12 protein-coding genes are annotated in these 12,586 nt (G+C 68.2%); 7 read left to right on the forward strand and 5 right to left on the reverse strand.

The features are described from left to right. The first annotated feature begins 104 nt into the window (after window positions 1-104). Together BLW48_RS25260 and BLW48_RS25265 are read left to right on the forward strand one after the other, a co-directional pair. A complete protein-coding gene (locus BLW48_RS25260) occupies window positions 105-956 on the forward strand; it encodes a response regulator transcription factor (protein ID WP_093178144.1) in 852 nt (283 codons plus the stop codon). Between the two features lie 18 nt (window positions 957-974). Beyond that, the gene (locus BLW48_RS25265) at window positions 975-3,305 is read left to right on the forward strand and encodes a sensor histidine kinase (RefSeq protein WP_093178146.1); all 2,331 of its coding nucleotides are present in this window, start codon (window positions 975-977) and stop codon (window positions 3,303-3,305) included. A gap of 26 nt (window positions 3,306-3,331) precedes the next feature. Here BLW48_RS25265 and BLW48_RS25270 read toward each other — a convergent pair whose 3' ends face one another. Beyond that, a complete protein-coding gene (locus tag BLW48_RS25270; RefSeq protein WP_093178147.1) occupies window positions 3,332-4,405 on the reverse strand; it encodes an L-idonate 5-dehydrogenase in 1,074 nt (357 codons plus the stop codon). Window positions 4,406-4,424: 19 nt separating this feature from the next. Then, window positions 4,425-5,378, reverse strand: a complete 954-nt coding sequence (locus BLW48_RS25275; protein ID WP_093178149.1) for a 2-hydroxyacid dehydrogenase — start codon at window positions 5,376-5,378, stop codon at window positions 4,425-4,427. A gap of 133 nt (window positions 5,379-5,511) precedes the next feature. Here BLW48_RS25275 and BLW48_RS25280 point away from each other — a divergent pair, with 133 nt between their 5' ends. The 4 genes from BLW48_RS25280 to BLW48_RS25295 are packed head-to-tail and all read left to right on the forward strand — an operon-like array spanning window position 5,512 to window position 8,135. Further along, window positions 5,512-6,291 carry an SDR family oxidoreductase gene (locus tag BLW48_RS25280; RefSeq protein WP_176928978.1) on the forward strand — a complete coding sequence of 260 codons (780 nt, stop codon included), beginning with the start codon at window positions 5,512-5,514 and terminating at the stop codon, window positions 6,289-6,291. A gap of 4 nt (window positions 6,292-6,295) precedes the next feature. After that, complete coding sequence (locus BLW48_RS25285) at window positions 6,296-6,853, forward strand: gluconokinase (RefSeq protein WP_256216783.1); 558 nt, start codon at window positions 6,296-6,298, stop codon at window positions 6,851-6,853. Then, the gene (locus BLW48_RS25290; RefSeq protein ID WP_093178151.1) at window positions 6,850-7,749 is read left to right on the forward strand and encodes an NAD(P)-dependent oxidoreductase; all 900 of its coding nucleotides are present in this window, start codon (window positions 6,850-6,852) and stop codon (window positions 7,747-7,749) included. The genes BLW48_RS25285 and BLW48_RS25290 overlap by 4 nt, the downstream gene beginning before the upstream one ends. Before the next feature lie 47 nt (window positions 7,750-7,796). Further along, on the forward strand, window positions 7,797-8,135 hold the full coding sequence (locus BLW48_RS25295) for a putative antibiotic biosynthesis monooxygenase (protein ID WP_093058583.1): 339 nt from the start codon (window positions 7,797-7,799) through the stop codon (window positions 8,133-8,135). Here BLW48_RS25295 and BLW48_RS25300 read toward each other — a convergent pair. Beyond that, complete coding sequence (locus tag BLW48_RS25300; protein ID WP_093178152.1) at window positions 8,101-10,050, reverse strand: glycoside hydrolase family 15 protein; 1,950 nt, start codon at window positions 10,048-10,050, stop codon at window positions 8,101-8,103. The two genes, BLW48_RS25295 and BLW48_RS25300, sit on opposite strands and share 35 nt — an antisense overlap. 265 nt (window positions 10,051-10,315) lie before the next feature. On the opposite strand from BLW48_RS25300, the gene BLW48_RS25305 reads away from it, so the two are divergent. Further along, entirely contained in the window at window positions 10,316-10,972 is a 657-nt protein-coding gene (locus BLW48_RS25305; protein WP_093058581.1) for a hypothetical protein, read from the forward strand. Between the two features lie 30 nt (window positions 10,973-11,002). Here the strand turns inward: BLW48_RS25305 and BLW48_RS25310 are convergent, their stop codons facing one another. Together BLW48_RS25310 and BLW48_RS25315 are read right to left on the reverse strand one after the other, a co-directional pair. After that, window positions 11,003-11,737, reverse strand: coding sequence for an RNA polymerase sigma factor FliA (locus BLW48_RS25310; RefSeq protein WP_093178154.1), 735 nt, complete (start codon window positions 11,735-11,737; stop codon window positions 11,003-11,005). 34 nt (window positions 11,738-11,771) lie between these two features. Then, the gene (locus BLW48_RS25315; protein ID WP_093178156.1) at window positions 11,772-12,578 is read right to left on the reverse strand and encodes a MinD/ParA family ATP-binding protein; all 807 of its coding nucleotides are present in this window, start codon (window positions 12,576-12,578) and stop codon (window positions 11,772-11,774) included. Between the last annotated feature and the right edge of the window lie 8 nt (window positions 12,579-12,586).

Raw genomic sequence — 12,586 nt, forward strand, 5'->3', positions numbered from 1 at the left:
TTCAGGACAAAAGCTTTGCCGTTAATGACATTTGTTTACGAATGCAACATAATGTGAACTAAATCACACAGCGTTTCGGCGACGCACTCCTACGCTCGACGTCCATGTCTTACTGGTCGACCACGCCACCCCGGCGCGCGCACATCCTCGTCATCGACGACAACGTCGAAGAACTGCAGTTGCTGCTGGGAGTACTGCGCGAAGCCGGGCACCGCATCAGCCTGGCGTTCAACGCGCTGGAGGGCTACCGCAGGGCCACGGCGCTGCAGCCCGACCTGATACTGCTGGACGTGCGCATGGGCGCCACCGACGGCTTCGCGACCTGCCGGCTGCTGAAAGCCGACCGCGCGACGACACGCATTCCTGTGATCTTCGTGACCTCGTCGAGCTCGGTGCAAGAGCGGCTCACCGGCCTGCGCGAAGGCGCGGTCGACTACATCCTGAAGCCCTTCGAACCCGCGGAAGTGCTGGCGCGCGTGGCCGTGCACCTTGCACTGTCAAGCAGCCGGCAACAGGCGCAGGCCTGCATCGCGCAGGCCGAGAGCGCAGTGGAAAACGCGAAACGGGAATGCGGCACCAGCACCCCGGGCGCCGACCACACCGACCGCGTGCTCGCGCAGGCCATCGAACGCCTGGTGCGCGCCGACCTGGCGAACGTGCCCACCCTGCCCGAGTTGGCGGCGCGCGTGGGCACGCACGAAAAGCGGCTGTCGCGCGTGTTCCGCGAACAGACCGGCCGCACGGTGTTCGAGTTCGCGCGCGAGGCACGCCTCGCCGAGGCGCAGCGGCTGCTTGCGGAGTCGGCGCTCAGCGTGGAAGAAGTCGCGCTGGCCGTGGGCTTCTCCAGCGCGGCCAACTTCTCGACCGCATTCCGCGAGCGCTTCGGCCGCACGCCCACGGCGTTTCGCCAGGCGCCTGCCGCCTCGACCTCTCCGCCATCGGTGCCGTCGGCCTGATGCGGCGTTGAGAAGGCGGTGACCACCCCGGCCCTGCGCGGCATCCGCACGTTGCTGCTGTGCTGCGCCTTCTGGCTGGCGGGGTCGGCCACAGCGCAGGCGGGCGTGCTTCACGTCGACGACGCGACCCGCTGGCCGGTGGCGCTCGACACGCGCGCCGAGGTGTTCGAGGACACCAGCACGCGGCTGTCGCTCGACGAAATCGATGCCCTGGAAAGCAGCGGCGTGCCCGGCGGCTTCCAGCCCGGCAACGCAGCGCGCATGCGGCCGGGCTTTTCGCGTTCGGCCTTCTGGCTGCGGCTCACGCTGGTGAACGACACCGGCGCGATCCAGCCGCTTCGGCTGGTGCTCGACGCCACGTGGCTGCAGCACGTTGATTTCCATGCGCGCCGCGAGCTGGCGGGCTGGGCCACGTGGACACATGAGCAAACCGGCGTGTCGGTGCGATCACGCACCGGACGGGACCGCGAGCGCGTACCGACGCTGGCCCTCGACCTGCAGCCCGGCGAGCAGGCTCGCGTGCTGGTGCGGGTTCAGACGAACAGCAGCGTCAAGCTCGCGCCGGCGCTGTATTCGGCCGACGCCTGGCGCGAAGCAGAAAGCGGCCATGCACTGCTCGACGGCCTGCTGATCGGCGGGCTGCTGGTGCTCTCCGTGTATTCGCTGGCGCTGTGGTTCATCTCGCGCGACCTGGCAACGGCGCTGCAGAGCCTGGGCTTCGCGCTCGTGGCGCTCTACGAGGGCGCCTACCGCGGCCATGCACGGCTGGCGCTGTGGCCCGACAGCCTCGAATGGAGCTACCGCGCGGCCGGCGTCACCGCGGGCTGCTGCGTGCTCTCGCTGATGTTCTACCTGTACGCGGTGTCGCGGCGCAGCCCGGTGCGCGCGCCCGGACTGTCGCTCTTCGTGGTGCTCGCGGCAGGGCAATGCGTCGTGGTGCTGGGCACGCTGCTGGGGCCGTACGCGCCTTTCGCGCTGGCCGGCACGCTGAGCGCGCCGGTGGTGGTTCTCGCATTGACCGTCGGCACCTTCATCTACATGCGGCGCGCGGGGCCGGGCGGGCGGCTGGCCTTTCCGGTGATGAGCATCGTCGCCGTCGGGGTGTGCCTGCGGCTCACCGAACTCGCGATGCCGGCGCACACGATCCCCGGCTTCGACGCCTATGCGCTGGGCTTCCCGGGCATGCTGGTCGGCCTGGTGGCGCTGGCGGCGTGGGCGCACCACCTGTCGCGGCAGCAGCGCGTCGCGCAGCGCACGCTGGTGCACTGGCAGGCCGAGGAACAGCAACGGCTGCAGGAAGAAGTGAAGCGCAAGACGCACGCGCTGAACGCCGCGCTTGAGCAGGCCGAGCACCAGGCGCGCGAGCAGACGCAGCTGCTGGCCTACATCAGCCACGACCTGCGCGCACCGCTGTCGACCATCATCGGCAACGCGCGCCTGCTGCATGGCGACAGCTCGCCGCCGCCCGAGCGGCTGCAGGCCATCGAGCGCAGCGTGGCCTACCAGCTCGCGCTGATCGACGACCTGCTCGACTACGCGAAGAGCGAGCTGCTGCCCTTCGCCTTCGAGCCCCGGCCGGTGCACCTGCGCGCGCTGATCGACGACATCGCGCAGTACGCAGACACGCTCGCGCAGCGGCAGCACAACCGGTTCGAGCTGGAGGTGCTGGGCGCGCTGCCGGTCGCGGTGTACCTCGACAGCAAGCGCTTCCAGCAACTGCTGCTGAACTTACTGTCGAACGCCGCGAAGTTCACGCGCGACGGCAAGATCGGCCTGCGCGTGCAGGCCCGGCCGCGCGCGGACTCGTGGCGGCTCAGGTTCGACGTGTGGGACAGCGGCATCGGCATCGACAAGGAAGACCAGGCGCGCATCGTCCAGGCCATCGCGCAGGGCGCGCCCAGCGCCAACGGCCACGGACTGGGGCTGGCGATCGCGCGGCGCATCGTGCAGCACATGGGCGGGCGCCTGCTGCTGGAGAGCCACCGCAACCTGGGAACGCGTGTGCACTTCTCGGTGATCGTGAAGGACGCGCCGAAAGAATTGCTGCCCCTGGCCACCAAGTCACAGCAGCCGCAGCAGCCGCGCCATGCACCGCCCGTGCCCGTACCGGGCCACAGGGTGAGACGTCCACCGGTGCCCGCGATCGCGCCGCTTCCCGCATCGGTGCGCGACGAACTCGAAACGCTCGCGCGCGACGGCCGTTGGAGCGACCTGCACGAATGGGCCGACCGGCTCGCGGCCGACGCGCGCCACTCGGCGCTGGTCGACGCGGTGCGGCATGCGCTGGACATGCTGGACTTCGAACACATCCGCCTGCTGGCGCGCGCAACGCCTAACGCGAGCCGATGACGCTGCGGGCGTCTGCGGAAAACCCGTCAGGCCGCGACGGCCTCCGCGCCCACGTCCGCGAAGTCGATCAGCACCTTCATCGCCTTCTGACGGTCGCTCGCCAGCTCGAAGGCCTGCCGCGCCTGCAGCATCGGGAAGGTGTGCGTCACCACGGGCGACAGGTCCACGCGCCCTTCGTTGATGAGCCGCACCGCGAGCGCGAACTCCGCGTGGAAGCGGAACGAGCCGCAGATGCTGAGCTCTTTCGCCACCACCATGTTCTGCGGAATGCTCACGTCGCCGCCCAGGCCCAGTTGCACGACCACGCCGCGCGGGCGCATCACCTCCAGCCCGTCGCGCAGTGCGCGCTCGTTGCCGGAGCATTCGAGCATCACGTCGAAGGTGCCCTTGTCGGCTGAATAACGCGACACCCAGGTCTTGTCCTGCGCGACGTTGATGACGTTGTCGGCGCCCATGGCACGCGCGATGGCCAGCGGCTCGTCGACCACATCGGTAGCGGTGATCTCGGCTGCGCCATGCGCGCGCGCCGCCGCAATGGCCAGCACGCCGATGGGTCCGCAGCCCGATACCAGCACACGCTTGCCCAGCAGCGGACCGGCGCGCGACACGCCGTGCAGCCCCACCGAGAACGGCTCGGCCAGCGCGGCCAGGCGCAGCGGCACATGCTCGGCCACCTTCACGCACTGCGTGGCCTCGCACAGCAGCCTGTTGCGGAACGCGCCCTGCACGTGCGGCGTGCGCATGGCGCTGCCGTAGAAGCGCATGTCGAGGCACTGGTTGGGCAGGCCTTCGAGGCAGAACTTGCAGGCGCCGCAGGGGCGGCTCGGGTTGATGGCCACCTTGTCGCCGATGCGCACGCTCTCGACGCCGGGCGCCACCGCCACCACGGTGCCGGCCACTTCATGGCCCAGCACCATCGGCTCCTTGATGCGCACGGTGCCGAAGCCGCCGTTGTGAAAGTAATGCAGGTCGGAGCCGCAGATGCCGCCCATGCCGACCTTCACCAGCACCTGGCCGGGGCCTATCTCGCCGGCGTCCTGTTCGTCCAGACGCAGGTCGTCGGGGGCGTGGATCACGAGGCACATACAACGCAAACGCATGATTCTTTCCTTCGGCCAGTCAGGGCACGGGGGTAATGAGAGGCTGGCCCGCGAAGTGGGCCTCGAGGTTGCGGCGCACCAGCTCGCCCATGGCGCGGCGCGTCTGTTCGGTGCCGCTGCCATGGTGCGGATGCAGCACCACGTTGTCGAGCGCGGCAAAGCGCGGGTCGATGCGCGGCTCATTGAGGAACACGTCGAGCGCCGCGCCGGCAATGCCGCGCGCCTCCAGCGCCTGCAGCAGCGCGCCTTCGTCGACGGTGGTGCCGCGCGACACGTTCACGAGCCAGCCCTTGGGGCCCAGCGCCTGCAGCACCTCGGCATTGACGATGCCGCGCGTGGCCTCTCCGCCGGGCAGGATGACGATGAGCACGTCGCACCAGTCGGCCATTGCGCTCAGGCTGGCGAAGTGGCGGTGCGGGCTGTCGGCCTTCGGCGTGCGGCTGAAGTAACCCAGCTCCACGTCGAAACCCGAGAGCCGCCGCGCGATGGTGCTGCCGATGCGGCCGAAGCCCGCGATGCCGATGCGCTGGCCGAAGACTCGGGTGGTCAGCGGCATGCCGCCACCGGCCCACGCGCCGCTGCGCACGAAAGCATCGCCCGCCGGAATGCGCCGCTGCACCGCCAGCGTGAGCCCCACGGCGAGGTCGGCCACGTCGCCGTTGAGCACGTCGGGTGTGTTGGTCACGCGGATGCCGCGCGCGCGGCAGGCGGCAAGGTCGATGCCGTCGGTGCCCACGCCGTAGCAGGCGATCAGCTCCAGCGCAGGCAGCGCGGCGATCAGTTCGGCGTTGGCACCCAACTCGCCGCGCGTTGCGACCGCGCGAATGTTCGGCGCGTGCTCGGCAATGAAGGCCTGCCGGTCCGGCGCTTCCCAGAGGCGATGCAGCGTGTAGGCCGCCCGCATCGGCGCCATGTCCCATTCCGGGTAGGTGCCTGGCATCAGCACGTGCGGGGATGTAGCGGTAGCGGTCAAGCGGGTGTCTCCTCGGATAGCGGTTGCAACTCAATAAGATACCGGTAACTTTAATTGATGAAAGAAAATAATGCCAGCGGAGGTTTTACCAGTTGACGATCTCAAAAGATACCGGTAACTTATGCCGTCAGCCATGTACTCGGAGCCTCCTTTGAAACTCTTCGATCTTTCCGGGCGCACCGCCCTCGTCACCGGCTCCAGCAAGGGCATCGGCTTTGCGCTGGCGGCTGCGCTCGGCAACGCCGGCGCGCGCGTGGTGCTCAATGCACGCGATGCCGCATCGCTCAACGCCGCCCGCGACGCCTTGCGCGCCAAGGGCATCGCGGCCGAGGCCATTGCCTTCGACGTGACCGACGCCGCCGCGGTGGAAGCCGGCGTGGCCGCCATCGAAGCCGACATCGGCGCCATCGACATCCTCGTGAACAACGCCGGCATGCAGCACCGCGGTGCGTTCGCCGAATTCCCTATCGACGCGTGGCACAAGATCACCACCACCAACATCGACAGCGTGTTCCTGGTCGGCCGCTTCGTCGCGCAACGCATGATCGAACGCAAGCGCGGCAAGATCATCAACGTGTGCTCGGTGCAAAGCGAGCTGGGCCGCCCGGGCATCGCGCCCTACGCCGCCACCAAGGGCGCGGTGAAGATGCTCACCAAGGGCATGGCGATCGACCTCGGCAAGTACGGCATCCAGGTCAACGGCCTCGGGCCGGGCTACTTCAAGACCGAACTCACTCAGGCACTGGTGGCCGACGAAGCCTTCACGGCGTGGCTCTCGGGCCGCACGCCCGCCGGCCGCTGGGGCGACGTGGAAGAGCTCGGCGGCGCGGCCATCTTCCTGGCCTCGGATGCGTCGAGCTTCGTCAACGGCCACATCCTGTATGTGGATGGCGGCATCACCTCGAGCCTGTAGCACCGTGCAGCATCCAGAGCAGCCGCAGCGCCTGAGCGTGGTGGTAATGGGCGTGTCGGGCACCGGCAAGAGCAGCGTGGCCGCCGGGTTGGCGCAGACGCTGGGCGTGCCGTGGGTCGATGCCGATGACCTGCACGTGCCCGAGGCCGTGGCGCGCATGCGCGCCGGCCTGCCGCTCTCCGACGAAGACCGCTGGCCCTGGCTCGACCGCGTGGGCGCCAGCCTCGCCGACCGCACGGCCGCGCCGCGTGGCGTGGTGGTGGCCTGCTCCGCCCTGCGGCGCGCCTACCGCGACCGGCTGCGCGCCGCGTCGCCCGAGTTGCAGTTCGTGTTTCTCGACGGGTCGCCCGCGCTGGTGCGGCAGCGAATGGAACAACGCACCGGGCACTACATGCCGCCGGCGCTGCTCGACAGCCAGCTGAAGACGCTGGAGAGGCCCGACGCGAGCGAACCCGACGTGCTGCACGCCGACATCGCCGTGCCCGTGCAGCAGATCGTGGCCGACATCGGCGCACGGCTCGTTCAACGCTCGAAGGATGCTTCCATGAAAGTCTCTGCATGACAGCAGCATCCAGCCAGCGCGTGGCCGTGATCGGCGTGGGCATCATGGGCTCGGCCATCGCGCGCCGGCTGCTCGAATGCGGCCACCGGGTGAACGTGTTCGACCTCGATGCGGCCAAGGTGGCCGCGCTGGCAGCACAAGGCGCACAAGCGGCCGACACCGCGCAAGCGGCAGCGGCAGCCAGCGACTTCGTCATCACCAGCCTCAACTCTGCGGCGGTGGTGGAACGCGCGATCTTCGGCGAGGCCGGCATCGCCGCCGCCGCACCTGCCGATGCGAAGCGGCTGCTGATCGACATGTCGTCCATCGACCCACCTTCCACGCGCCGGCTCGCACAGTCGCTGCGCGAGCGCACGGGCATGGGCTTCGTCGATGCGCCGCTTTCCGGCGGCGCGCCCAAGGCCCTGCTCGGGCAACTCACGGTGATGGCAGGCGGCAGCGCCGACGACGTGCAGCGCGCACGCGCCGTGATGGACAGCCTGTGCGCCAACTACACCCACATGGGCGACAGCGGCGCGGGCCAGACCACCAAGCTCGTCAACCAGCTGCTCTGCGCCATCGGCTTTCAGGCCGTGGCCGAGGCGGTGCGGCTGGCCGAAGCCGGTGGCGTCGATGCATCGAAGCTGCCCGCCGCACTGGCCGGCGGCCGCGCCGACAGCCAGATCCTGCGCGAGTTCGGCCCCAAGATGGCCGCGCGCGACTACACGCCTACCGGCCGCATCGACAACATGCTCAAGGACCTCGAAGCGGTGCAGGCCTTCTCGCAAGGCCAGCGCCTGCCGATGCCGCTGGCGGGTGCCGTCTCGGAGCTGCACCGAGCCTTCGTCGCGGCCGGGCTCGGCGCCGAAGACACGGCGGCCATGATGCGGCAGTTCGACGGCTACGGGCGCGGCTGAAGCGCCTCCCGCCACACACGGCTTTCACCCAGGAAAGAAGAGACACCATGTTCATCCGCTGCGCGTTTTTCAGGGGCCGGGTCAAGGCCGGCATGGAAGAAGCCTTCGACCGCCACGTGCACGAAAAACTCGTGCCGCTGTGGACCCGCTTCCCCGGTGCGCTCGAAGTGCGCGTGCTGCGCCAGATCGAAAGCGATGTGAGCGACCCCGAACTGGCGATGGTGCTGTCGATCCGCTATGCGAGTCGCGAGGACATCGCCCGCGCACTCGACTCACCCGTTCGCCATGAAAGCCGCGAGGTCTCGAAGAAGCTGTTCGAGATGTTCGACGGCACGGTCTTCCACACGGTGTTCAGCGCCGAGGAGTTCGCGCTGCCGGCCGCCTGAGCGGCGTCTTTCTTGCCGTCCTCTTCGGCGCCGCTCTCTTCGGCGCCGTCTTCTTCGATGCCGCCTTGCCATCGAGGTCCGCCAGCTCCCACACGCCACCGGCCGCCGACACCAGCGCATGCGCGCTGTTGATCAACCCGATATGCGAAAACGCCTGCGGAAAATTGCCGAGTTGCCGCTGCGCCACCGGGTCGTATTCCTCGGCGAACAGGCCCAGGTCGTTGCCCAGCGCCAGCAGGCGCTTGAACAGGGCTCGTGCCTTGCGCAGCTTGCCCATGGCCACGTACACGTTCGACAGCCAGAAGCTGCACGCGAGAAACGCGCCCTCCCCGCCTTCGAGGCCGTCCACGCCTTTCTCTGTGCGATAGCGGTACACCAGCCCGTTGAAGATCAGCTCCTTCTCGATGCGCGCGATGGTGCCCTGCACGCGCGCATCATGGATCGGCAGAAAGCCGATCAGCGGCATCCACAGCAGCGCCGCATCCACCGTGTCTGCGCCGTAGTACTGCACGAATGAATTGCTCGCGGCGTCGTAGCCGCGGGCGCAGACCTCGGCGTGGATCTCGTCGCGCACCTCCCGCCAGCGCTCGACAGGGCCTTCGAGCCCATACTCCGTCGCGCTCGCGATCACCCGGTCGAAGGCCAGCCAGCACATGATCTTGGAATGCACGAAGTGGCGCGGCTCGCCGCGCACTTCCCACAGGCTGCAGTCGGGTTCCTTCCACAGCACCATCAGGTGCTTCGCAATGGCGCGCTCCAGCGGCCACACCTTGTCCATGTCCGCCAGCCCGGCCTTGCGCGCCGCATGAAAGGCCGCGATGACCGAGCCGTACACATCGAGCTGGCGCTGCCCGTGCGCGCCGTTGCCGATGCGCACCGGGCGGCTGTCTTCGTAGCCCGGCAGCCAGCCGAGCTCGAGTTCGGTGAGCGAGCGTTCGCCGTGCAGGCCGTACATCACCTGCAGCTCTTCGGGCGAGCCGCCCACCGCTCGCATCAGCCACCAGCGCCAGGCGCTGGCTTCCTCGACATAGCCCGAACCGATCAGCGCGTAGAGCGTGAGCGCCGCGTCGCGCAGCCAGCAGAAGCGGTAGTCCCAGTTGCGTTCGCCGCCCGGCAGTTCGGGCAGCGAGGTGCTCGGCGCGGCGACGATGCCGCCGGTGGGCTCGTAGGTGAGCGCCTTGAGCGTGAGCAGCGAGCGCATCACCGGCTCGCGAAACTCGCCGTGGTAGCCGCAGCGACCGGTCCACGCGCTCCATTCGGCGACGGTGCGCGCCAGCAGCGCGCTGGCATCGCGCGTCACCGGCGGCTTCAGGTGCGAGGGAAACCAGTCGAGGCTGAACGCGATGGCCTGCCCCGCGGACACGGTGAAGTCGGCAAAGCTCGCGAAGTTCTCGTTGGTCAGCGGCACGCCGGAGCTGATGCGCACCGAGTCCGGTCCGGCCGTGGCAAACACCGCGCCGTCGCGCCGCTCCATCCACGGGCACCACCCGCCGTAGTTGAAGCGGATGCGGAACTCGGTATGCATGGCGACCGTGCCGCGCACACCCTGCACGATGCGCACGACCTCGTGCGTGCCGTCGAGCGCGGGTCGGGGCATGAAGTCGGTGACGATGGCCGTCCCCTTGGCCGTGCGGATCGTGGTTTCGAGCACCACGGTACCGGGCAGGTAGCGCCGCGTGACACGCGCCTTGCGGTCTTTGGCGCGCATCGTCCAATGGCCGTTGTGCTCGTCGCCGAGCAGGCTGGCGAACATCGCGGCCGAATCGAAGCGCGGCAGGCACAGCCACTCGATATCGCCACCGCAATGCACCAGGGCCGCGCTGTGGGTCGAGCCGATGAGCGCGTAGTCGCCAATGGGGCGGTTCGGGCGGTCGGCGTGAAGCCGTGAGGAGGGTTGCTTGGGAGTCTTTGGCAAGAGGCCGAGCTTTGCCGTGCGTGCGGGCGTGGCACGCCAGCGGCGGGCGCGGATTGCTGACGGACAACGCCTAATGGCGCATGACAAATAAGGCACCCATCTACTTGTTCCTGGGGATGGCCTTCGCACCGTCGCGCTCCTACCATCAGCCGCGCACGAAATGACAAGCGGCTCGTGAAGATGAAACGGCACAGGTCGCCGCTTGGGCCCCATGGTGCAGCGCTCTACTTTGCCCCTCCCATTCCAACGCAAATAGACATCACACGTGAACGGACACAACCAACTCTTCCGAGCCGATCCCGTTGCGTACGCGCAGCTTCGCGCGATCAACGGCGTTTCGTGGTTCATGCAGAACGCGCAGGCGCAGCAGAATCCAGCTTTCGCCATGCAGGTCCTGGTACTCAACACGGCCAAGATGGGCTCGTTCGATCTGCAGGGCACCGCGCAAGCCCTCCAGGTCACCTTGAGGCCGGTGGGAAATGTCCTCCATCAGGATCAGCCGATCTCGGCGTATTGGTGTCCTTTCATCCAGGGCAACGTGATGCCCGGATTCGTCGACGTACCTCGACACAACCCGCAGCACAGGTTCGTCTTCACCGCCGCCATGAATGGCTGCGCCCTGATGGTGACGAACTCGCCGCTCGGTGCGCATCTGATCAGGGTGTATCACCACCAGCACCCCGGGCAAGCCAACATCAATCAGATGATCCAGACGCAAGGGCAGGAAGTGATCTCGTACATCGGCTTCGACGACTACGGCCACGCCAACCAGCATATTCCGCTGCCGAACGCCTTCAACTTCCTGTACTACAGGAACGGCGCCTGGAAGTACGTTCTGCAACCGCAACTGTTCGATCCACTAACGAACAATGTGACGCTCAACGGCCTCATCCCCTCGCAGGTGCTCGATGCGACTTTCTGATTCAGGCGGCGGCCCTGGCCCCGGAGTTCGCTACAGCACATCCTTCAGCTTGGCCCGCAGCCTGCTGATCGCCTGGCTGTGCAGCTGGCACACCCGCGACTGACTCACCTCCAGGATCGCGCCGATCTCGCGCAGGTTCAGCTCTTCCTCGTAGTAGAGGTTCAGCAGCAGCTGGTCGCGCTCCGGCAGCGCACCGATGGCGTCCACCAGCTGATGCCGGAAGCCGCTTTCCAGCAGCTGCTCCAGCGGATCGTCGCTGCCGCGCCGGTCCTTGCGCGCATCCTGCGAATGGCTGTCGAGGAACGGGCTGTCCGGGTCGTCCTTGGAGAAATCTTCGACATACACCAGCTGGCAGCCCTGGATCTCCTGCAGCAGCGACTGATACGCCTCCAGGTCCATCTTCAGCTCCTTGGCGATCTCCCCTTCGGTGGGAGAGCGCCCGAGCTTGTGGCCCAGCGCCTGTATCGCCTTCTCGACGCCGCGCGCCGACTGGCGCAGGCCGCGCGAGCCCCAGTCGCTGGCGCGCAGTTCGTCGAGCATGGCGCCGCGGATGCGCTGGCTGACGAAGGTCTCGAATTGCGCGCCGCGGTTGTCCTGGTAACGGCTGGAGGCGTCCAGCAGGCCCAGCATGCCGGCCTGGATCAGGTCGTCCAGCTCCACGCTGGCCGGCAGCTTGGCAATCATCTGCAGCGCGATGCGGCGCACCAGCGGCTGGTGCTGCGCCAGCAGATGTGATTTCTCGATGGTTCCCTGTGCGGTGTACACGGCCGTCCTTCTTGGGTTGTCCGGGTCGGCGGGCTCAGGCCACGGCCTGCAGCGGCTCGGCCGCGCGCCAGGGCCAGCGGTCGACCTCGCCGGCAATGCGCCGGAAGTCGACAGCGGCATGGCTCGCGGGAAAGGCCTCGACGATGGTCTTCTTCAGGCGCCACGCGTCGGCAACGAGCGGGTCGAAGCGCACCCAGCCCGCGGGCTGCAGCAGCAGTGCGAGATAGCGGCTGGCGGCATGCGCGAGGTTGCTCATGATCTGGCGCGCGGCCACGACGTCGGCCGCGCCGTTGACCAGGAAGCGCATCTGCTTGAGGCCGTGCGCGTGGTGCAGCCGCTTGATGCCTGCATAGGCCGCGGTGATCGACGCGGGGTGCGGCTGCAGCACCAGCAGCAGGTCGTCCGCGCCCTGCGCGAGCGCCGACAACCGGCCCTCGGCGTCGAAAGCCGCATCGACGATGACGACGCCGTCGTGCCAGAACTTGCGCGGGTCGATTTCTCCATCCGCACCATTCACCGCGCCGTGCGGCGCGGGTAGCACGTGCACGCCGCAGGCTGCCTTGACCTCTGCACCATCCAGCGTCAGGCGCTGGCTTGCTACATCGGCCAGGTTCCCCAGCGGATCGATGTCCCACACCTCACAGGCGGAGCCCACAGTCGGGCAGTGCTCGTCCAGCAGCAGCACGTTGCGACCCTGCAGGGTCAGTGCCACACCGAGATTCATCGCGGCCGTGGTACTCCCCGCGCCCTGCCCCAGGCCTGCGACGGCCACCACGCGCGCATGCGTCGGTGCGAGCATGCGCCGCAGTCCGTCGGCCTGATCCGCAACCAGCTTGTTCATTCCTGATT

The organism is Variovorax sp. YR266 (assembly GCF_900107295.1).
Taxonomy (GTDB): Bacteria; Pseudomonadota; Gammaproteobacteria; order Burkholderiales; family Burkholderiaceae_C; genus Variovorax.